Consider the following 19,983-nt stretch of genomic DNA (forward strand, 5'->3'; position numbering starts at 1 on the left):
GTAATGGATCTCTTTGCCAACCTCGCTCACGGCTTCGCCGTCGCGTTCTCCCCGATCAACCTCCTGATGTGCCTGATCGGTGCCCTCGTCGGTACGCTGGTCGGCGTTCTCCCGGGCATCGGCACCATCGCGACGGTCGCGATGCTGCTCCCGATCACGTTTGGTCTGCCGCCGGTCGGTGCGCTGATCATGCTCGCCGGCATCTATTACGGCGCCCAGTATGGCGGCTCGACCACGTCGATCCTCGTCAACATACCAGGCGAGGCGACATCGGTCGTCACCGCCATCGATGGTCACCAGATGGCCAAGCAGGGCCGTGCCGGTCCGGCACTGGCGATTGCGGCGATCGGCTCGTTCTTCGCCGGCTGCGTCGCGACCGTGCTCATCGCCGTTCTCGGCGCGCCGCTCACCAAGCTGGCGCTGGCGTTCGGTCCGGCCGAATATTTCTCGCTGATGGTGCTTGGCCTGATCTTCGCGGTCGTGCTGGCCAAGGGCTCGGTGCTGAAAGCGATCGCGATGATCGTGTTCGGCCTGTTGCTCTCGATGGTCGGCTCGGACATCGAGACCGGTGCTTCGCGCATGGCCTTCAATATTCCGGAGCTTGCCGACGGTCTCGGCTTCGCGACGGTGGCGATGGGCGTGTTCGGCTTTGCCGAGATCATCCGCAACCTCGATGCCGGCGCCGAGATGAATCGCGATCTCGTGCAGCAGAAAATCACCGGCCTGATGCCGACCAGGAAAGATCTGGTCGACTCGACGCCCGCGATCCTGCGCGGCACCGCGCTCGGCTCGATCCTCGGCATTCTGCCGGGCGGCGGCGCGGTGATCGCGTCGTTTGCGGCCTACACGCTCGAGAAGAAGCTTGCCCGGGACCCGTCGCGGTTCGGTCGCGGCGCAATCGAGGGCGTGGCGGGGCCGGAAAGCGCCAACAACGCAGCGGCGCAGACGTCCTTCATTCCGCTGCTGACGCTCGGCATCCCGCCGAACGCGGTGATGGCGCTGATGGTCGGTGCGATGACCATTCACGGCATCGTGCCGGGCCCGCAGGTGATGCAGAAGCAGCCCGACCTCGTCTGGGGCATGATCGCCTCGATGTGGATCGGCAATTTGATGCTGATCATCATCAACCTGCCGCTGGTCGGCATCTGGGTGCGACTGTTGCGCGTGCCTTACCGGCTGATGTTCCCCTCGATCGTGATCTTCTGCGCGATCGGCATCTACTCGGTGAACAACGCGCCGGTGGACGTCATTCTCGCAGGTGTGTTCGGTCTGGTCGGCTACTGGCTGATCAAGCACGATTTCGAGCCGGCTCCGCTGCTGCTCGGCATGGTGCTCGGACCGCTGATGGAAGAGAATCTGCGCCGCGCGCTGCTGATCTCGCGCGGTGACTGGAGCGTGTTCCTGACGCGTCCGCTGTCGGCGGTGCTGCTGGGGATCGCGGCCTTCCTTCTGGTGCTCACGGTGCTGCCCGCGTTGCGTTCCAAGCGCGACGAGGTGTTCACCGAATCCGAGAACTGAGCGGGCCTGCGTCGGCGCGCCGCATTCGGAAGTCGAATCGACTTGTGTGACCTCTTCGTGAAATGAAAATGCCGGCCTTTTTGGCCGGCATTTTTTTTCGTGTCCGGGGGGATCGAGATGACTTCCATTCGCACGTTTGCTGCGGGCGCATATGCCGCCGTGCTGGCATCGCTGTGCTCCTTTGTCGCACCGGCACAGGCGCAGACCTATCCGACGCGCGGCATCACCATGATCGTGCCGTTCGCGGCCGGCGGTCCGACCGACGTGATCTCGCGGATCGTCACCTCGCATATGGCGCAGACGCTCGGGCAGAGCATCATCATCGAGAACGTGGTCGGCGCAGGCGGCACGACCGCGACCACGCGCGCCGCGCGCGCGGCCAATGACGGCTATACGCTCATCACCGGGCATATGGGGACGCACGCTGCATCGGTGCCGCTCTATCCCAAGCTCGCCTATCATCCCGAAAAGGACTTTGAGCCGATCGCGCTGCTCGCGGGCACGCCGATCCTGATCCTGGCGCGCAAGGACTTTCCGCCGAAGGACCTCAAGGAGTTCGTGGCTTACGTGAAGGCGAACGCCGAAAAGGTGAATGCGGCGCATGCCGGAATCGGCTCGGTCTCGCACGTGTCCTGCGAGCTCCTGCATTCCATCCTCGACATCAAGCCGGTCGGCGTACCCTTCAACGGCACGGGCCCTGCGATGAACGCGCTGGTCGCCGGGCAGGTCGACTACATGTGCGACCAGATCGTCAACGCGGTGCCGCAGATCAACGCCGGCACCATCAAGGCCTATGCGATCGCAACGGCGGAGCGCAATCCGTCGCTGCCGAACGTTCCGACTACGGCGGAAGCCGGCCTGCCGGCATTCCAGGCCCAGGCCTGGAATGCGATGTTCGCGCCGAAGGGAACTTCACCCGCGATCGTGGCGAGCCTGAACGCCGCCGCCATCAAGGCGCTCGACGACGAGACCGTGAAGAAGCGCCTGCTCGAGCTCGGCAGCGTCATTCCGGCTCCCGCGGAGCGGACGCCGGAGGCGCTGGCCACCCTCGTCAAGAACGAGATCGCGAAGTGGACCCCGGTGCTCAAGCCGGCAAGTTAGCAAGCAGGATCAAGCCGATAGTCGAGGGGCGGGACGTCAGTTCCGCCCCTTGTCGTTTGCGCCGGGAACGCTCATTTTTCGGGGTATAATCGGTGGAGGCAGCGAATCGCCGCTGTCGCGGCACGGGGGTGGCCGGTAAGTTCGCCGCCTCCCCAAAGGCTCTATGGCACATGCACCAGTATCAGGACTTGCTCGAGCGGATTCTATCAGACGGCGCCGAGAAGACCGACCGGACCGGGACCGGGACGCTGTCGATATTCGGCCATCAGATGCGCTTCAATCTGTCCGCCGGCTTCCCGATGCTGACCACCAAGCGGCTGCCGTTGAAGGCGATCGTGCATGAGCTGTTGTGGTTCCTGAAGGGTGACACCAACATCAAATATCTGCGCGACAACGGCGTCACCATCTGGGACGAGTGGGCGGACGCCAACGGCGATCTTGGCCCGGTCTATGGCCATCAATGGCGCTCCTGGCCCGCGCCGGATGGCCGCAGCATCGACCAGATCGCGAACGTGGTCGACATGATCAAGCGCAACCCGGACTCGCGCCGCCTGATCGTCTCGGCCTGGAATCCGGCCGAAGTCGACAAGATGGCGCTGCCGCCGTGCCACTGCCTGTTCCAGTTCTACGTCGCCAACGGCAAGCTGTCGTGCCAGCTCTACCAGCGCTCCGCCGACGTCTTCCTCGGCGTGCCCTTCAACATCGCCTCCTATGCACTGCTCACCATGATGGTGGCGCAGGTGACGGGCCTGAAGCCCGGCGACTTCGTGCATTCGTTCGGCGACACCCATCTGTATTCCAACCATCTGGAGCAGGCGAAGCTCCAGCTCACCCGCGCGCCGCGTGCGCTGCCGGTGATGCGGATCAACCCCGACGTGAAGGACATCTTCTCCTTCCGTTTTGAGGATTTTGAGCTCGTCGGCTACGATCCGCATCCGCACATCAAGGCGGAAGTCGCGGTCTGACGCAGATGTCGCTCAATATCCGCCGCGCGCGTCCCGGCGAAGCCGGGCTCGTTCTCGCCTTCATCCGCGAGCTCGCCGAATACGAAAAGCTCTCGCACGAGGTTGATGCGACCGAGGCGCTGATCGGCGATGCGCTGTTCGGCGAGAGACCGCAACTCCATTGCGCCATCGCCGAGTGGAACGGCGAGCCGGTCGGCTTTGCTGTCTGGTTTGTCAATTTCTCCACCTTCAGCGGTCGCCACGGCATCTATCTCGAAGATCTCTACGTGCGGCCGTCCCACCGGGGCAGGGGGCTCGGCAAGGAGCTGCTGGTTTATCTCGCGAAGGAATGCGTCGACAACGGCTGGTCGCGTTTGCAATGGGCGGTGCTCGACTGGAACGCGCCGTCGATCGCGTTCTACAAATCGCTCGGCGCTGTCATGATGGACGACTGGACGCTGTGCCGGGTCACCGGTCCTGCGCTGACGCGCCTCGCCGGGAGCGCGACCTGATGGAGATCGTCTTCGTGGTGGCCATCGCGGAGAACGGCATCATCGGCGCCGGCAACGCAATGCCATGGCGACTGAAATCAGACCTGGCGCGCTTCAAGGCGTTGACGATCGGCAAGCCCCTGATCATGGGGCGCAAGACGTTCGAATCCCTGCCCCGTCCGCTCCCGGGTCGCACCAACATCGTCATCACGCGCGATGCGGCTTATCGCGCCGCCGGTGCCATCGTCACGACCTCGGCCGCCGACGCAGGCGCGGTCGCGCTTGGCGATGCCCTGCGGCGTTCGGTCGCCGAGATCGCGGTGATTGGCGGTGCCGAGATCTTCCGGCAATGGCTCGATCGCGCGGACCGCCTCGAAATTACCGAAGTGCATGCGCGGCCCGACGGCGACACGCATTTCGACATCGACAGGGCCGATTGGGATGAGGTCGCGCGCATCCGTCATCCCGCCGGCCCCAACGACAGCGCCGACTACTCCTATGTGACATATCGTCGAAGGCGCGGCCATTAACCGCTTTTGCCAATGTTAACATTGACTTTTCCGGCCCCGAGCTTAGCTCGGAGGACGGCGAGGGCTGCGTTGTAAGGGACCTGCCGGTCCCCTATAAAGCCGGACCGGACAATGCGGGCCGGGTTAGTTCTAGTCCCGGTCTGCCGAGGAGAACGTCGAATGCCGTGGAAGAATCAGGGCGGTGGCCCATGGGGCTCGGGTCCGAAGGGACCATGGGGCACAGGCCCGCAACCGGTCGGGCCGAGGCCGCCGGATCTGGAAGACCTTCTGCGGCGCAGCCAGGATCGCCTCCAGCAGATCATGCCGGGCGGCTATTTCTCCGGCATCGGCATCACGCTGATCATCCTGCTCATCATCGCGTTCTGGCTGCTGTCGGGCTTCTTCCGGGTGCAGTCCGAAGAACTCGGCGTCGTGTTGCGCTTCGGCAAACATGTCCGCACCGTGCAGCCCGGCCTGAACTATCATCTGCCCTATCCGATCGAGACCGTGCTGCTGCCGAAGGCGCTGCGCGTCTCCACCATCTCGATCGGCATGACGCTGATCGACGATCCGGCGCGGCGCGGCCGTTCCATTCGTGACGTGCCGGAAGAGAGCCTGATGCTGACCGGCGACGAGAACATCGTCGATGTCGACTTCACCGTGCTCTGGCGCATCAAGCCGGACGGCGTCGGCGACTTCCTCTTCAACATCCAGAATCCCGAAGGCACCGTGAAAGCGGTCGCCGAGAGCGCGATGCGCGAAGTGATCGGCCGTTCGCAGATCCAGCCGATCCTGACCGGCGCGCGCAACGTCACCGAACAGGGCGTGCAGGAGTTGATCCAGAAGACTCTGGACAGCTACGGCGCCGGCATCGTCATCAGCCAGGTGCAGATGCAGAAGGTCGACCCACCGGCGCAGGTGATCGACGCGTTCCGCGACGTCCAGGCGGCGCGCGCCAATCTCGAGCAGTTGCAGAACGAGGCGCAGACCTACGCCAACCAGGTGGTGCCGCAGGCACGCGGACGTGCAGCGCAGATCCTGCAGGCCGCCGAAGGCTACAGGGAGCAGACAGTCGCCGAGGCCAAGGGCCAGAGCTCGCGCTTCCTGAAGGTTTACGAGGAATACAAGAAGGCGCCCGACGTGACGCGTGAACGGATCTATCTGGAGACGATGGAGCGCGTGCTCGGCGGCGCGGACAAGCTCGTCTATGACGGCGGCCCCTCGGGCCAGGGCGTCGTGCCCTATCTGCCGCTGGGCGAACTGACGGCCAAGCGGCCGCCTACCACCGGTCAGCAATCGAGCGGAGGCACCCGATGAGGTCTCCGGTCACAGGTATGGTCACGCTGCTCGGGCTCCTGCTCGTCGTGATCGTCGGCTACATGTCGCTGTTCACGGTGCAGCAGACCGAGCAGACCATCGTGCTGCAGTTCGGCCGCCCCGTCGACGTCGTCACTGACCCCGGCCTGCATTTCAAGGCGCCGTGGAATTCGGTGATCAACATCGACAAGCGGATTCTCGATCTGGAAAATCCGTCGCAGGAAGCGATCGCGTCCGACCAGAAGCGGCTCGTGGTCGATGCCTTTGCGCGCTACCGCATCAAGGACGCGTTGCGCTTCTACCAGAGCATCGGTTCGATCCAGGCCGCCAACATCCAGCTCACCACGCTCCTGAACGCGGCGCTGCGCCGCGTCCTTGGTGAAGTCACCTTCATCAACGTGGTCCGCGACGACCGCGAGAAGCTGATGCAGCGCATCCGCGATCAGCTCGATCGCGAAGCCGGCGGCTACGGCATCCAGGTCGTCGACGTCCGGATCCGCCGTGCCGACCTGCCGGAACAGAACAGCCAGGCGGTCTATCAGCGCATGAAGACGGAACGCGAGCGGGAAGCCGCCGAGTTCCGCGCGGAGGGCGGCCAGAAGGCACAGGAGATCCGCTCCAAGGCCGACCGCGAGGCGACCGTGATCGAGGCTGAAGCAAGGTCCCAGGCCGAGCAGACTCGCGGTGTCGGCGATGCCGAGCGCAACCGCCTGTTTGCGGAAGCCTACGGCAAGGACGCCGACTTCTTTGCCTTCTACCGGTCGATGACGGCCTATGAGACTGGGTTGAAATCGAGCGATACTCGCTTCCTGCTCCGTCCGGACTCGGATTTCTTCCGGTTCTTTGGTAACCCGTCCGGCAGGATGCCCGTCGCGGCGCCGGCCAAGCCATAAGCGACAAGGGGCGGCAGGTCTGCCGCCCCTTCGTCCAGACAAGAACAGCACAACGGGAGGTTCCCATCCGATGAGGTCCATTGCGTTCGCCGACTTCCTCATCGGCCTAGGCATCCTGTTCGTGCTCGAAGGCTTGATGTTTGCGGCCAGTCCCAACTGGATGCGCAAGGCCATGAAGAGCGCCATCGCCACGCCGGACAATATCCTGCGGGCGGTCGGGATCGGTTCGGCCGTTGCCGGCCTGGTCCTGATCTGGGTGATGCGACGCCCGATTTAGCCGTCATGCCAACGCCAAAGTGAAGGCGAGAGGCGGGTTTTCGCCGTATTGTCCGGGCCTTGAGGCCCGTTAAGCTCCGTGCTTGCGCCGTCCCCCGGTTCGAGCGCAGTCTTGGAGTGGAAGGCTTGGAGCCGAATCCTTGTTCTCTGGAGATACCTATGACCGCTGCCACCATTGCCCCGACCCGCTTGCGCTTAGGGCTGGCCGCGCTCGTCGTCAGTGCATTCAGCGCGTTCGGTACGCCGGCTCAGGCGCGCGGACCTGAGGGCATCGCCGACGTCGCCGAGAAGGTGATCGACGCGGTCGTCAACATCTCGACCTCGCAGACCGTCGAGGCCAAGGGCGGCGGCAGCAACAGCATGCCGCAGCTGCCGCCCGGCTCGCCCTTCGAGGAATTCTTCGACGACTTCTTCAAGAACCGCAAGGGACCCGGCGGCGGCAAAGGCGGCGACGGCGGCCCGCCGAAGAAGACCAACTCGCTGGGAAGCGGCTTCATCATCGACACATCAGGCGTCGTCGTCACCAACAACCACGTCATCGCGGATGCCGATGAGATCAACGTCATCCTCAATGACGGCACCAAGATCAAGGCCGAGCTGGTCGGCGTCGACAAGAAGACCGACCTTGCGGTGCTGAAGTTCAAGCCGACCAAGCCGCTCGTTGCGGTGAAGTTCGGCGACTCCGACAAGCTGCGTCTCGGCGACTGGGTGGTCGCGATCGGCAATCCGTTCAGCCTCGGCGGCACCGTGACCGCCGGCATCGTTTCGGCCAAGAACCGCGACATCTCGTCGGGCCCTTATGACAGCTACATCCAGACCGATGCCGCCATCAATCGCGGCAACTCCGGCGGTCCGCTGTTCAACCTCGATGGCGACGTCATCGGCGTCAACACGCTGATCATCTCGCCCTCCGGCGGCTCGATCGGCATTGGCTTTGCCGTGCCGTCGAAGACGGTCGCGGGTGTCGTCGACCAGCTCCGTCAGTTCGGCGAGCTGCGCCGCGGCTGGCTGGGCGTGCGCATCCAGAGCGTCACCGACGAGATCGCCGAGAGCCTCAACATCAAGCCGCCGCGCGGCGCGCTGGTTGCCGGCGTGGACGACAAGGGCCCGGCCAAGCCCGCCGGCATCGAGCCCGGCGACGTCGTCGTCAAGTTCGACGGCAAGGACGTCAAGGACCCGAAGGACCTTTCCCGCGTCGTCGCCGACACCGCGGTCGGCAAGGAGGTCGACGTCATCGTCATCCGCAAGGGCCAGGAGGAGACCAAGAAGGTCACGCTCGGCCGCTTGCAGGATCCCGACAAGGTGCAGGCCGCGGTGAAGACCGACGAGCCCGCGCCCGAGAAGCCGGTGACGCAGAAGGCGCTCGGCCTCGATCTGGCGGCGTTGAACAAGGATCTGCGCACGCGCTACAAGATCAAGGACAGCGTCAAGGGCGTGGTCGTCACGAGCGTCGACGCCAATTCCGACGCCGCCGAGAAGCGCCTTTCCGCCGGCGACGTCATCGTCGAGGTGGCGCAGGAAGCGGTCTCGAGCGGTGCCGACATCCAGAAGCGCGTCGACCAGCTCAAGAAGGACGGCAAGAAGTCGGTGCTGCTGCTGGTTTCGAATGCCGACGGCGAGCTGCGCTTCGTGGCGCTGAGCGTGCAGTAACTTCATCCGTCATTCCGGGCGATGCGGAGCATCAGACCTCAGGTGCGCGATTGCGCACCTGAGAATCTCGAGGTTCCCCGTTGCGCAATTGCGCACCTGAGGTCTGGTGCTTCGCGCCATCCCGGAACGACGAATGAGTCAGTCCCCCACGAACTCATCCCGCCGATATCCCTGCGCATACAATAGCGCGGTGAGATCGCCATGATCGATCCGCGCAGCCGCGGCAGCCGCCACCGCCGGCTTGGCGTGATACGCCACGCCGAGCCCCGCGGCCTGGATCATCGCAAGATCATTGGCGCCGTCGCCGACGACGACGGAGTCGACGTCGTCCAGATCGAACGATTCCATCAAATCCACCAGCGTCGCCAGCTTGGCCGCGCGGCCCAGGATCGGCTCCTTCACTTCGCCGGTGAACTTGCCGTCGCGCACGACGAGCTCGTTGGCGCGGTTCTCCTGAAACCCGATCCTCGCGGCAATTGCGGTCGTGAACAGCGTGAAGCCGCCGGAGACGAGGCAGGTATAGGCGCCGTGGGCGCGCATGGTCGCAACCAGTTCGCGGCCGCCCGGCGTCAGCGTGATGCGTTCGGCCAGCACCTTGTCGACGACGCTGGCGGGAAGGTCCTTCAGCAGCGCGACGCGTTCGCGTAGCGCCGGCTCGAACTCGATCTCGCCGCGCATCGCGCGTTCGGTGATGGCGGCGACATGCGCCTTCAGCCCGGCAAAATCGGCGAGCTCGTCGATGCATTCCTGGCCGATCATGGTGGAATCCATGTCGGCGAGAAAAAGCTTCTTGCGCCGGAAGCCGACTGGTTGCACCACGATGTCGATCGGCAGGTCGCCGCGAAGCTCGCGGAGCCGCTGTTCGATGGCGTGACGGTCGCCTTCGAGGTTACTGTCGGCGCCGAAGGGGATGTCGACCGCAACCCCGTCGAACAGCCAGTGCGCAGGTAGCGCCTGGGGCAGCACGGTGCGGGCGCCGTCGACGATGGTAGAGTCGAGCGCAGGATTATCGGGGTTGCAGATCAGCGTGGCGACGAGGGACATTTGAGGTTTTCGTGAGCGAGGGGCAAGTCGGCAGAAGGCCTATTGGCAAGGCCGTGCTTATCGCAGGCCCGACCGCCAGCGGCAAGTCGGCGCTGGCGCTCGAGCTTGCCCTCAGCGCGGGCGGCGTCGTGATCAATGCCGATTCCATGCAGGTCTATCGCGACCTCCGCGTCATCACGGCGCGTCCCACGCGGGCCGACGAGGCGCTCGTGCCCCATCATCTCTATGGCCATGTCGATGCGGCGGTGAACTTCTCGGCCGGCGCCTGGGTGAGCGATGCGGCGAAGGCGCTCGAAGCGGCGCAAGCCGAAGGCCGGCTGCCGATCTTCATCGGCGGCACCGGGCTCTATTTCAAGGCGCTGACGGCGGGGCTCTCCGTGGTGCCGCCAATCCCAGCGGAAGTACGCGAGGACGTTCGGGCGCGGCTGGAGCGGAGCGGCGTCGAAGCGCTACATGCGGAACTCGCGGCTCGCGACCCACGGGCGGCCGCGCGATTGAATCTGCGGGACCGCACGCGCATAGCGCGCGCGCTCGAGGTGATCGAAGCGACCGGCCGCTCGCTGCTCGACTGGCACCTAGAGGGCCAGCCGCCGCTGTTGCCCAAGGACAGCTTTCGCGCCGTTTTCCTGGCGCCCGAGCGCGACGAGCTCTATGCCCGCATCGATGCCCGCTTCGACGCCATGCTGGGTGCGGGCGCGCTGAATGAGGTCGAACGGCTTGCCGCCCGGCATCTCGATCCTCTGCTGCCGGCCATGAAGGCCCATGGCGTGCCGGCCCTGATCCGACATCTGCGCGGGGAGATCAGCCTGGCGGACGCCGCCACGATCGGCCGGGCCGACACCCGCCACTATGCCAAGCGGCAATTCACCTGGTTCCGGCACCAACTGCCCGAATTCGAATGGGTGAAGCCGGAGGAGGCGAGAGGGTGGCTAGCAGCAGATGTGGGCGCTACCCGGGATCCCGGTTGAGGTGCTTTTGTGCCGGGGTTCCTGCATTTACCTCTCGCCGAAGCCTGGGAACACCGCTAGACTGCCAAAATCGCGCGGGAACGGCCGCATCGCCTTGACATCCGGGCTTTGGCCGCTATGTTTCGCGCAACCTTTGGGAAGTCGAGCGCCTGCCATGCGTAATATTATTACCAAGCTCCTTATCGCCGTCGTACCCAGGCACACCGCCGGGGGTGGCTAGCTGCCATCCACATGACAGGCGGTGTGCAGGGTCCCTCTTCGGGGCCTTTTTTATTTCCTGAACCCGACACGAACGAAGCCGCTGACAACAGCGCATCCGGAGCAAGCCAATGAGCGACAAGAGCCACGATCCGAACCAGATGACCGGCGCCGCGATGATCGTCCGCGCGCTCATCGATCATGGTGTGACCGACATTTTCGGCTATCCCGGCGGCGCGGTGCTTCCGATCTACGACGAGATCTTCCAACAGAGCGAGGTTCAGCACATCCTGGTTCGCCACGAGCAGGGCGCGGGCCACGCCGCCGAGGGCTATGCGCGCTCGACCGGCAAGCCGGGCGTTGCGCTGGTGACCTCCGGCCCGGGCGCCACCAACATGGTGACGCCGCTCACCGACGCGCTGATGGATTCGATCCCGCTGGTCTGCATCTCCGGCCAGGTGCCGACGCATCTGATCGGCAATGACGCGTTCCAGGAATGCGACACGGTCGGCATCACGCGCCCCTGCACCAAGCACAATTGGCTGGTGCGCGACGTCAACGATCTCGCCAAGGTCCTGCACGAGGCCTTTTACGTTGCGACCACGGGCCGTCCGGGTCCGGTGCTGGTCGACGTGCCGAAGGACGTGCAGTTCGCGACCGGCACTTATCATCCGCCGCGCAAGTCCGACGTGCACCGCTCCTACGCCCCGCGCGTGAAGGGCGATGCGACGCAGATCCGCAAGGCGGTCTCGCTGCTCGCCAATGCAAAACGTCCCGTGATCTACAGCGGCGGCGGCGTGATCAATTCCGGCCCCGAAGCGACCAAGCTGCTGCGCGAGCTGGTCGAGGTTACCGGCTTCCCGATCACCTCGACGCTGATGGGTCTGGGCGCGTATCCCGCGTCGGGCAAGAACTGGCTCGGCATGCTCGGCATGCACGGCACCTACGAAGCCAACATGACCATGCATGATTGCGACGTCATGCTGTGCGTCGGCGCGCGCTTCGACGACCGCATCACCGGCCGTGTCGATGCGTTCTCGCCGAACTCGAAGAAGATCCACATCGATATCGATCCGTCCTCGATCAACAAGAACATCCGCGTCGACGTGCCGATCATCGGCGACTGCGGCAACATCCTCGGCGACATCCTCCAGGTGTTCAAGGCGGAGGCGAAGAAGCCCGACATCAAGGCATGGTGGCAGCAGATCGCGCAGTGGCGCGCCCGCAACTCGCTCTATTACAAGAAGAGCAACGACGTCATCCTGCCGCAGCACGCGATCCAGAGCCTGTTCGAGGCGACGCGGGGCAAGGATACCTACATCACGACCGAGGTCGGTCAGCACCAGATGTGGGCGGCGCAGTTCTTCGGTTTCGAGGAGCCGCATCGCTGGATGACATCCGGCGGTCTCGGCACCATGGGCTACGGCCTGCCGGCCGCGGTCGGCGTGCAGGTGGCCCATCCGGACAGCCTCGTCATCGACATCGCGGGCGATGCCTCGGTGCAGATGACGATCCAGGAGATGTCGACGGCGGTTCAGTACGAGCTGCCGATCAAGATCTTCATCCTGAACAACCAGTACATGGGCATGGTGCGGCAGTGGCAGCAATTGCTCCACGGCAACCGCCTGTCGCATTCCTACTCGGAGGCGCTGCCGGATTTCGTCAAGCTCGCGGAGGCCTATGGCGGCGTCGGCTTCCAGGTGCACAAGCCCTCGGATCTCGACGGCGCGATCCAGGAGATGATCTCGGTCAAGCGTCCGGTGCTGTTCGACTGCCGTGTCGCCGCGCTCGAAAATTGCTTCCCGATGATCCCCTCCGGCAAGGCGCACAACGAGATGCTGTTGCCGGAGCAGGCCAACGACGAGGCCACAGCGAAGGCGTTCGCCGGCGGCAAGGCGCTGGTGTGACGTCATGTTCGACCTGACGGAGCTCGAGCGCGCACATGCGATCGTGGGGCAGGCGGTCCCGGCGACGCCGGCGCGCGGCTGGCCGCTGCTCGCTGAACGCCTCGGCACCGAGGTCGTCGTCAAGCACGAGAACCACACGCCGATCGGCGCCTTCAAGGTGCGCGGTGGCCTCGTCTACCTCGAACGGCTGAAGCGCGAGCGGCCGAACGTCCCGGGCATCATCTCGGCGACCCGCGGCAATCACGGTCAGAGCCTGGCCTTTGCGGCGAGCCGTCACGGCGTGCCTGCGGTGATTTACGTACCGCGCGGCAATTCGGTCGAGAAGAACCGCGCGATGAAGGCCTTCGGCGCCGAGCTGGTTGAGCACGGCGAGGATTTTCAGGCCGCGCGCGAAGAAGCCGGGCGTCACGCACAGTTCGCGGGGCTCCACATGGTGCCGTCTTTCCATCCGGATCTTGTGCTCGGCGTTGCGACCTACGCGCTCGAGCTGTTCAGGGCTGCGTCAGACCTCGATATTCTCTACGTGCCGATCGGACAGGGCTCCGGCATCTGCGGCTGCATCATGGCGCGCGACCTGCTTGGCCTGAAGACCGAGATCGTCGGCGTGCAGTCGACCGAGGCGCCGTCCTATGCGCTGTCGTTCGCGGCAGGCCGCGTCGTGACGACCGAGACCAGCAACACGCTCGCCGACGGCATGGCGACGCGCATCCCCGACGCCGAAGCGTTCGCGCTGATCCACAAGGGTGCTTCCCGCATCGTTGAGGTCACCGACGACGAGGTCGCCGCGGCGATCCGCGCCTACTGGACCGATACGCATAATCTCGCCGAAGGCGCCGGCGCCGCCGCGCTCGCCGCGGCGCTCCAGGAAAAGGCAAAACTGTCGGGCAAACGCGTCGGTCTGGTGCTGTCCGGTGGCAATATCGATTTCGATCTTTTCAAGCAATGGGTGGTCGCACCATGACGCGACCGCTCACCAAATACACCGCTGTCATCGTCCGGCTTGACCGGACGATCCAGTACGCCGCGGCCGTCGTGGGAATCTCGGCGCTGGTGATTACTGGATGCCCCGCCTTCGCGGGGCATGACAAGAAAGAATAGAGGGGACGACAATGAACCAGCCCGCATCCGCCTACTTCATCGAAGAGCGCCACGATCCCAACGAGACGCACACGCTTTCGGTGCTCGTGCAGAACGAGCCGGGCGTGCTCGCGCGCGTCATTGGCCTGTTCTCGGGACGCGGCTACAACATCGAGAGTCTCACGGTCTCCGAGACCGAGAGCCAGAAACATCTGTCGCGCATCACCATCGTCACCACGGGCACGCCGATGGTGATCGAGCAGATCAAGCATCAGCTCGATCGCATGATCCCGGTCTACCGCGTCGTCGACATGACGTTGACCAAGCGCTCGATCGAGCGTGAGCTGGCGATGGTGAAGGTGCGCGGGCAGGGCGAGCACCGCGTCGAGGCGCTCAGGCTGGGGGACGCGTTCCGCGCCCGCGTGATCGACGCCACTACCGAAAGCTTCGTGTTCGAGATCACAGGCAATACCGACAAGATCAACCAGTTTATCGACCTGATGCGTCCGCTCGGCCTTGTCGAAGTGTCGCGCACCGGCGTGGCCGCGATCGGTCGCGGGCCTGAAGGGATGTGAACCATGCTGGCGCGCGACTGGTACTACAATGAGCGGAACCGGATGGGCATCGGGCCCACGGTGGCGTCGATTTACGACTCCCACGACGATGCCGATCTGCGTGCGCGCGCCGCGCTGAAAATGTTGGGCGTCCAGCGGGGCTGGCGGATCGCCGATATAGGCTGCGGCAACGGCGTGCTGGCGACCGAAGCGTCGCTGATGGGTGCGCAGGTCGACGCCATCGACATCTCGCCGGCGATGCTGGCGCTGGCGGAAATCTACGCGCGGGACCGCAAGGCCAAGGTCGCGACGCAGTCGGCTGGCTTGCTGAGCTTCGCCTACCAGCCGGAATCCTACGATCTGATCGTCAGCGAGTTCACGCTGCATCACCTGCCGGATTTCTGGAAGGCGGTGGCGATGTCGCGGATCTATCGCGCGCTGAAGCCGGGTGCGACCTTCTATCTTCGCGACATCGTCTACGCCTCGATGCCGGATGCGGTCGAACGCGACGTCGAGCAATGGGCCGACTGCCAGATCAAGAACCACGATTTCTCGCGCGAGAGCGTTGTGACGCATATGCGTGACGAATATTCCACCTTCGGCTGGGTGATGGAGCGGATGCTGACCGACGTCGGCTTCACGCTGGTCTCGGCCGATTACCACGCGCCGATGCACGGCACTTATCTGCTGCGGAAACCGAAAGCCGGGGAGCAGGGCTGAAGTCGTGAGAGAAAACCGCAACTACGACGCAGCTGCGCTCCCTCCCCCGCTCGCAGGGGAGGGCTGGGCAGAGGGTATCTCCACGATCGAGAACCCTGGTCAGCCTGCTGCTCGCCTCCCTCTACCCCGTCCTCATGGATGCATGATGCCGCAGTTTTCCATGCAGAAACGGGTTTCCCAGGGGGCTGAAAATGCTCTAGACAGCCCCCGAAATCCGCAAATTTCACCGTCCGAGACTTGACCAACGGCCGATTCTGGCCATCTGAACGAGGAAACGACCATGCGTGTTTATTACGATCGCGACGCCGACCTGAACCTGATCAAGGGCAAGAAGGTCGTCATCGTCGGCTACGGCAGCCAGGGCCACGCCCATGCGCTCAACCTGAAGGACTCCGGCGTCAAGGACGTGGCCATCGCGCTGCGCAAGGATTCGGGCTCGGTCAAGAAGGCGGAAGCCGCCGGCTTCAAGGTGATGGAAGTCGCCGAAGCCGCCAAATGGGGCGACCTCGTCATGATGCTGACCCCGGACGAGCTCCAGGGCGACATCTATCGTGAGCACCTGCACGACAACATGAAGAAGGGCGCAGCGCTCGTCTTCGCGCACGGTCTCAACGTCCACTTCAACCTGCTCGATCCCCGCGCCGACCTCGACGTGCTGATGATCGCGCCGAAGGGCCCCGGACACACCGTGCGTTCGGAGTATCAGCGCGGCGGCGGCGTGCCCTGCCTGATCGCGATCGCCAAGGACGTCTCGGGCAACGCCCATGACCTCGGCCTGTCCTATGCTTCCGCCGTCGGCGGCGGCCGCGCCGGCATCATCGAGACCACCTTCAAGGAAGAGTGCGAGACCGATCTGTTCGGTGAGCAGGTCGTGCTCTGCGGCGGCCTGGTCGAGCTGATCAAGGGCGGCTACGAGACCCTGGTCGAAGCCGGCTACGCGCCGGAGATGGCCTATTTCGAGTGCCTGCACGAGGTGAAGCTGATCGTCGACCTGATCTATGAAGGCGGCATCGCCAACATGAACTACTCGATCTCGAACACCGCCGAGTATGGCGAATACGTCACCGGCCCGCGCATTGTCACTGCCGAGACCAAGGCCGAGATGAAGCGCGTTCTCGCCGACATCCAGGGCGGCAAGTTCGCCCGCGACTGGATGCTGGAGAACAAGGTCAACCAGACCTCGTTCAAGGCGACCCGCGCCAAGCTCGCCGCGCACCCGATCGAGGAAGTCGGCGCCAAGCTGCGCGACATGATGCCCTGGATCAAGAAGGGCGCGCTGGTCGACAAGAGCAAGAACTGAGGCTTGCTTGCCCCGGATGCAGTGCAGCGCGTAAGCGGTGCGCTGCTGATCCGGGGCCCATCGCGGCTTCTGGGTCCCGGCTCTGCGCTTCGCTTCGCTGTGCTTGTCCGGGACACGAGAGCGAAAACACAAGCTTCGCTCGCCAAACCAAATCTTAAACCTTCGCGACTATATCTGAGCGGGATCGCAAACAGCGGTCTCGCTCTTTTCATCTCGCGCGAAGCATTGCTGCTTCATTCAAGTTCTTCGCGAGTTGAAGTGCTCTCCGAGCAGCAAGAACTGACGCTTAAACCACATTCTTGACCTCGCGTCGTTTCTCGGAATTTCCCGCAAGCTTCCAGACTCCGAAATGTCAGCGTCTTCAGAGTCGAAGCCTGGGCTCTTCATCCGCGTTCTCAGCGCGCGAACGGTCTGGTCGTGCGAGGTTCGCGTGCCGCTTTATCCTAAGAATCAACACCTGCTTGCTGCCTCCCGCGGCAGACCGCCAGGCAAAATATGGCGTCGGTGCGCAGCCTGAGAACCGGTTGGCATTGCACGTCATGACGTCCCTCCTACATGATCCCCCGGGGGAACCTGAGGGGGAAACGAACATGCGATCTGTCGTCGTCACCGGCGCGTCCACCGGCATTGGCTGGGCCATCGCGAAATTTCTGATCGGGCGCGGCTATCGCGTCTTCGGCAGTGTCCGCAAGCCGGCCGATGCCGACCGGCTCAAGGGTGAGTTCGGTACGGATTTCACGCCGCTGCTGTTCGACGTTACCGATGAGGCCGCCGTGCTGGCGGCGGCGCGCGAGGTCCGCGCTGCGCTGGGCGGCGAGACGCTGGCGGGTCTCGTCAACAATGCCGGCATCGCGGTCGCCGGTCCCGTGCTCGAATTGTCGGCGGATGATTTCCGCCGACAGATGGACATCAACGTCATTGGCCCTGTGATCGCCACGCAGGCCTTCGGGCCGCTGCTTGGCGCGGACCCGTCGCTGAAAGGGCCGAAGGGCCGGATCGTGATGATCAGCTCCGTCGCGGGCAGGAACGGCAATCCGCTGTCGGCGCCTTACTGCACCTCCAAGCACGCCATCGAGGGGCTGTCGGAAAGCCTGCGCCGCGAGCTGATGCTGTTCGGCATCGACGTCATCATCGTCGCCCCCGGCGCGGTGAGGACGCCGATCTGGAGCAAGGCCGAACAGATCGATCTCTCCGTCTACCAGAACTCGCCCTATCTGCCGGCGCTCAACAAGGTCATGGCGTTCATGATGGAGCTCGGTGCGAAGGGCCTGCCGGCCGAGCGCATCGCCGAAATCGTGTTCGAGGCGCTGACCAGCCCAAATCCCAAGGTCCGCTACCAGATCACGCCCGATCGCATGCGCCATCTGATTGGTGCCGTGCTGCCGAAGCGGACGCTCGACCGCATCATCGCCAAGCGGCTGGGGCTGCTGCCGCAGGGTTAATCGAAGTTAGTGCGCCACGGCCGTTCGCCCACGGGGATGGGCGGCCATCGCGACCGGCCCGGCGCCACCTCGGGGGAAGCCAGATCGCCGGCCACCGAGGCTGCCCGGTGCCGTACGGCCTTTCGCCACCTACTAACATTAAGCGAAGGTCGGACTGCGACGCGCGTTGCTTGTCGGTGACGGTTCAATTACAGTTTTATGACACGGTGCAGGCTTCCGGATGCACCGAACGCCGCAGGCCTGCCGACGGCTCGGCATCACCGCGCCGGACCAGCTGTTGCGTGTCGTCGATGGCGTCCGCGCCCAATCCAGGTCCTTCTGCTGCCACCGCCGTGCTGGCGAGCGTCGCCGCGCTCGGAATCTGGCGGCTGCTTGCGGTTGCCGCACCGCATCTGGCGGCGCTCGGCCTGATGTACGAGACCGAGACGGACTTCGGCTCGCGGCTGTCCTTCGCGCTCGCCTGGGGCATCCTCAATTTCCTCTGGATCACGCTGCTGCGGCGGCCCGCATTGTCGGGCGCGCTGTCGCTGACCATGGTCGTGGTGCTGGTGCTGCTGTCGCGGCTCAAGCACGACGTCGTGCAGATGACGGTCAACTTCATCGATCTGATGATGATCGACCGCGACACTGTCGCGTTCCTGTTCACGATCTTCCCGAATCTGCGCTGGTCGGTGATCCTGGCCGGCCTCGTCACGCTGCCGTTGATGTATGCGCTGTGGTGGCTCGATCCGTTCCGCATCCGCAGGCTGCCGGCGCTCGCCTGCAAGCTCGCCTGTCTTGCCGCACTGGTCGGCTATTCGCTTTACCACCCCGACGAGGCCTGGCGCGGCTATTACGACGACGGCTATCTCTCGAAATTCTTCCGCTCCGGCGTCAGCGCGGTCTCCGACTTTGCGCAATACGGCTTCATGGAATCGGCCGCCGCGTCCAACGAGCGCCTCAACATGCCGCTGGTCGATGCCTGCCATCCCGCCGGCCGCCGGCCGAACATCATCATGATCCATGATGAATCCAGCTTCGACATCCGCGCCGCCCAGGGCATCAAGGTGCCCCAGGGATATGGCAGCCATTTCAAATCCTGGGACGGCAAGCAGCGCGCGTTCCTGGCCGAGAGCAATGGTGGCCCGAGCTGGTTCACCGAATACAACGTGCTTGCCGGGCTTTCGTCGCGCTCGTTCGGCCGCTTCGCCTATTTCGTGACGCGTATCGCCTCAAACCGCGTCGAACGCGGGCTACCGCTGGCGCTGCGCCGCTGCGGCTACGACACCCTGTCGCTCTATCCCGCCTATGGCGGCTTCATGGCTGCGCGCAGCTTTCAGATGACGACCGGCGTCGAACGTTTTCTCGACTCCAAGGATCTTGGCGCCAAGGATGTCGAGCCCGACAGCTTCTTCTACGACAAGGCCCTCAAGCTGATGGGTCAGCAGCCGCCGAACAAGCCGCTGTTCACCTTCGTCTATCTCGGAGCCAATCATTTCCCCTGGGAGACGCGCTTCCGCCCGGACCTGCTGCCGAACTGGCGCGCGCCGGGCAACGTGCCGTCGATCGACGAATATCTGCGCCGGCAGGCGATGAGCGCCGAGCAGTACAAGGCCTTCCTGGCCGGCCTGAAGAAGAATTTTCCGGGAGAACCCTTCCTGATCGTGCGCTATGGCGATCATCAGCCGGAGTTCGCGCCGGCGATCCTCGAGCCCGGGCTCGACGAGGGCGCTCTCGGCAAGAAGCTCGATGCTTACGATCCGCGCCTCTATGCGACCTACTACGCGATCGACGCCGTCAACTTCGAGCCGGTGAAGAGCGAGGCCGTGATGGACACGGTCGACGGCCCCTATCTGCCGCTGGTGATCCAGGAAGCCGCCGGCATTCCGCTCGATCCGTCCTTTGCCGAGCAGAAGGAGATCATGCTCCGCTGCAAGGGCATCTTCTATGGCTGCAAGGACGGCGCCGAGGCGCGGCGGCTGAACCGGCTGCTGATCAATGCAGGGATGATCCGGGGGCTGTAGGGCTAGGTTTTGGCCGTCAGCGATGCTCTTGACCGTCAGCCTGAGGTGCGCGCCCTGCGGCGTAGTCGCAG

The 19,983-nt window shown here is 64.4% G+C and carries 19 protein-coding genes; 18 read left to right on the top strand and 1 reads right to left on the bottom strand.

All coding sequences use genetic code 11. The features are described 5' to 3' along the window. Positions 1 to 3 precede the first annotated feature (3 nt). From F8237_RS24215 to F8237_RS24255, 9 genes are all read left to right on the top strand, one after another. On the top strand, positions 4 to 1,518 hold the full coding sequence (locus F8237_RS24215) for a tripartite tricarboxylate transporter permease (protein ID WP_151648588.1): 1,515 nt from the start codon (positions 4 to 6) through the stop codon (positions 1,516 to 1,518). 117 nt (positions 1,519 to 1,635) lie between these two features. Continuing rightward, positions 1,636 to 2,619 (top strand): tripartite tricarboxylate transporter substrate binding protein BugD, encoded by a 984-nt coding sequence (locus F8237_RS24220; protein WP_151648589.1) that lies wholly within the window; start codon positions 1,636 to 1,638, stop codon positions 2,617 to 2,619. A gap of 170 nt (positions 2,620 to 2,789) precedes the next feature. After that, entirely contained in the window at positions 2,790 to 3,584 is a 795-nt protein-coding gene (locus tag F8237_RS24225; protein WP_151648591.1) for a thymidylate synthase, read from the top strand. Between the two features lie 5 nt (positions 3,585 to 3,589). Then, the gene (locus F8237_RS24230) at positions 3,590 to 4,075 is read left to right on the top strand and encodes a GNAT family N-acetyltransferase (protein WP_151648593.1); all 486 of its coding nucleotides are present in this window, start codon (positions 3,590 to 3,592) and stop codon (positions 4,073 to 4,075) included. Continuing rightward, positions 4,075 to 4,584: a dihydrofolate reductase gene (locus F8237_RS24235; protein WP_151648595.1), complete on the top strand. Its 510-nt coding sequence runs from the start codon at positions 4,075 to 4,077 to the stop codon at positions 4,582 to 4,584. The genes F8237_RS24230 and F8237_RS24235 overlap by 1 nt, the downstream gene beginning before the upstream one ends. A gap of 159 nt (positions 4,585 to 4,743) precedes the next feature. Beyond that, complete coding sequence (gene hflK / locus F8237_RS24240; protein ID WP_151648597.1) at positions 4,744 to 5,880, top strand: FtsH protease activity modulator HflK; 1,137 nt, start codon at positions 4,744 to 4,746, stop codon at positions 5,878 to 5,880. Next, the gene (gene hflC, locus F8237_RS24245) at positions 5,877 to 6,773 is read left to right on the top strand and encodes a protease modulator HflC (protein WP_151648599.1); all 897 of its coding nucleotides are present in this window, start codon (positions 5,877 to 5,879) and stop codon (positions 6,771 to 6,773) included. Before hflK ends, hflC begins: the two co-directional genes overlap by 4 nt. Positions 6,774 to 6,843: 70 nt before the next feature. Next, positions 6,844 to 7,050 carry a DUF2065 domain-containing protein gene (locus tag F8237_RS24250; RefSeq protein WP_025038031.1) on the top strand — a complete coding sequence of 69 codons (207 nt, stop codon included), beginning with the start codon at positions 6,844 to 6,846 and terminating at the stop codon, positions 7,048 to 7,050. A gap of 158 nt (positions 7,051 to 7,208) precedes the next feature. Further along, on the top strand, positions 7,209 to 8,699 hold the full coding sequence (locus F8237_RS24255; protein WP_151648601.1) for a Do family serine endopeptidase: 1,491 nt from the start codon (positions 7,209 to 7,211) through the stop codon (positions 8,697 to 8,699). A 138-nt stretch (positions 8,700 to 8,837) separates the two neighbouring features. Here F8237_RS24255 and serB read toward each other — a convergent pair whose 3' ends face one another. Continuing rightward, positions 8,838 to 9,743 (bottom strand): phosphoserine phosphatase SerB, encoded by a 906-nt coding sequence (gene serB, locus F8237_RS24265; protein ID WP_151648603.1) that lies wholly within the window; start codon positions 9,741 to 9,743, stop codon positions 8,838 to 8,840. An 11-nt stretch (positions 9,744 to 9,754) separates the two neighbouring features. On the opposite strand from serB, the gene miaA reads away from it, so the two are divergent. From miaA to F8237_RS24305, 9 genes are all read left to right on the top strand, one after another. Further along, on the top strand, positions 9,755 to 10,711 hold the full coding sequence (gene miaA / locus F8237_RS24270; RefSeq protein WP_151648605.1) for a tRNA (adenosine(37)-N6)-dimethylallyltransferase MiaA: 957 nt from the start codon (positions 9,755 to 9,757) through the stop codon (positions 10,709 to 10,711). 329 nt (positions 10,712 to 11,040) lie between these two features. After that, positions 11,041 to 12,816: an acetolactate synthase 3 large subunit gene (locus F8237_RS24275; protein WP_151648607.1), complete on the top strand. Its 1,776-nt coding sequence runs from the start codon at positions 11,041 to 11,043 to the stop codon at positions 12,814 to 12,816. A 4-nt stretch (positions 12,817 to 12,820) separates the two neighbouring features. Beyond that, the gene (locus tag F8237_RS24280) at positions 12,821 to 13,777 is read left to right on the top strand and encodes a threonine dehydratase (protein ID WP_151648608.1); all 957 of its coding nucleotides are present in this window, start codon (positions 12,821 to 12,823) and stop codon (positions 13,775 to 13,777) included. Then, complete coding sequence (locus F8237_RS35965) at positions 13,774 to 13,914, top strand: hypothetical protein (protein ID WP_154696370.1); 141 nt, start codon at positions 13,774 to 13,776, stop codon at positions 13,912 to 13,914. The genes F8237_RS24280 and F8237_RS35965 overlap by 4 nt, the downstream gene beginning before the upstream one ends. Positions 13,915 to 13,925: 11 nt before the next feature. Then, the gene (gene ilvN, locus F8237_RS24285) at positions 13,926 to 14,468 is read left to right on the top strand and encodes an acetolactate synthase small subunit (RefSeq protein ID WP_015684382.1); all 543 of its coding nucleotides are present in this window, start codon (positions 13,926 to 13,928) and stop codon (positions 14,466 to 14,468) included. A gap of 3 nt (positions 14,469 to 14,471) precedes the next feature. Then, positions 14,472 to 15,167, top strand: a complete 696-nt coding sequence (locus tag F8237_RS24290) for a class I SAM-dependent methyltransferase (protein WP_151648610.1) — start codon at positions 14,472 to 14,474, stop codon at positions 15,165 to 15,167. A gap of 280 nt (positions 15,168 to 15,447) precedes the next feature. Beyond that, positions 15,448 to 16,467: a ketol-acid reductoisomerase gene (ilvC, locus tag F8237_RS24295; protein ID WP_015684386.1), complete on the top strand. Its 1,020-nt coding sequence runs from the start codon at positions 15,448 to 15,450 to the stop codon at positions 16,465 to 16,467. 590 nt (positions 16,468 to 17,057) lie between these two features. Then, positions 17,058 to 17,909, top strand: coding sequence for an SDR family oxidoreductase (locus tag F8237_RS24300; protein ID WP_151648612.1), 852 nt, complete (start codon positions 17,058 to 17,060; stop codon positions 17,907 to 17,909). Between the two features lie 290 nt (positions 17,910 to 18,199). Beyond that, positions 18,200 to 19,912, top strand: coding sequence for a sulfatase-like hydrolase/transferase (locus F8237_RS24305; protein ID WP_151648614.1), 1,713 nt, complete (start codon positions 18,200 to 18,202; stop codon positions 19,910 to 19,912). Positions 19,913 to 19,983: the final 71 nt, after the last annotated feature.

This window comes from Bradyrhizobium betae (genome assembly GCF_008932115.1).
GTDB classification, from domain to species: Bacteria; Pseudomonadota; Alphaproteobacteria; order Rhizobiales; family Xanthobacteraceae; genus Bradyrhizobium; species Bradyrhizobium betae.

Coding starts and splice junctions, on each gene's coding strand:
- F8237_RS24215 (WP_151648588.1), top strand. CDS start 4: ATGGATCTCTTTGCCAACCTCGCTCACGGCTTCGCCGTCGCGTTCTCC.
- F8237_RS24220 (WP_151648589.1), top strand. CDS start 1,636: ATGACTTCCATTCGCACGTTTGCTGCGGGCGCATATGCCGCCGTGCTG.
- F8237_RS24225 (WP_151648591.1), top strand. CDS start 2,790: ATGCACCAGTATCAGGACTTGCTCGAGCGGATTCTATCAGACGGCGCC.
- F8237_RS24230 (WP_151648593.1), top strand. CDS start 3,590: ATGTCGCTCAATATCCGCCGCGCGCGTCCCGGCGAAGCCGGGCTCGTT.
- F8237_RS24235 (WP_151648595.1), top strand. CDS start 4,075: ATGGAGATCGTCTTCGTGGTGGCCATCGCGGAGAACGGCATCATCGGC.
- hflK (WP_151648597.1), top strand. CDS start 4,744: ATGCCGTGGAAGAATCAGGGCGGTGGCCCATGGGGCTCGGGTCCGAAG.
- hflC (WP_151648599.1), top strand. CDS start 5,877: ATGAGGTCTCCGGTCACAGGTATGGTCACGCTGCTCGGGCTCCTGCTC.
- F8237_RS24250 (WP_025038031.1), top strand. CDS start 6,844: ATGAGGTCCATTGCGTTCGCCGACTTCCTCATCGGCCTAGGCATCCTG.
- F8237_RS24255 (WP_151648601.1), top strand. CDS start 7,209: ATGACCGCTGCCACCATTGCCCCGACCCGCTTGCGCTTAGGGCTGGCC.
- serB (WP_151648603.1), bottom strand. CDS start 9,743: ATGTCCCTCGTCGCCACGCTGATCTGCAACCCCGATAATCCTGCGCTC.
- F8237_RS24275 (WP_151648607.1), top strand. CDS start 11,041: ATGAGCGACAAGAGCCACGATCCGAACCAGATGACCGGCGCCGCGATG.
- F8237_RS24280 (WP_151648608.1), top strand. CDS start 12,821: ATGTTCGACCTGACGGAGCTCGAGCGCGCACATGCGATCGTGGGGCAG.
- F8237_RS35965 (WP_154696370.1), top strand. CDS start 13,774: ATGACGCGACCGCTCACCAAATACACCGCTGTCATCGTCCGGCTTGAC.
- ilvN (WP_015684382.1), top strand. CDS start 13,926: ATGAACCAGCCCGCATCCGCCTACTTCATCGAAGAGCGCCACGATCCC.
- F8237_RS24290 (WP_151648610.1), top strand. CDS start 14,472: ATGCTGGCGCGCGACTGGTACTACAATGAGCGGAACCGGATGGGCATC.
- ilvC (WP_015684386.1), top strand. CDS start 15,448: ATGCGTGTTTATTACGATCGCGACGCCGACCTGAACCTGATCAAGGGC.
- F8237_RS24300 (WP_151648612.1), top strand. CDS start 17,058: ATGCGATCTGTCGTCGTCACCGGCGCGTCCACCGGCATTGGCTGGGCC.
- F8237_RS24305 (WP_151648614.1), top strand. CDS start 18,200: ATGGCGTCCGCGCCCAATCCAGGTCCTTCTGCTGCCACCGCCGTGCTG.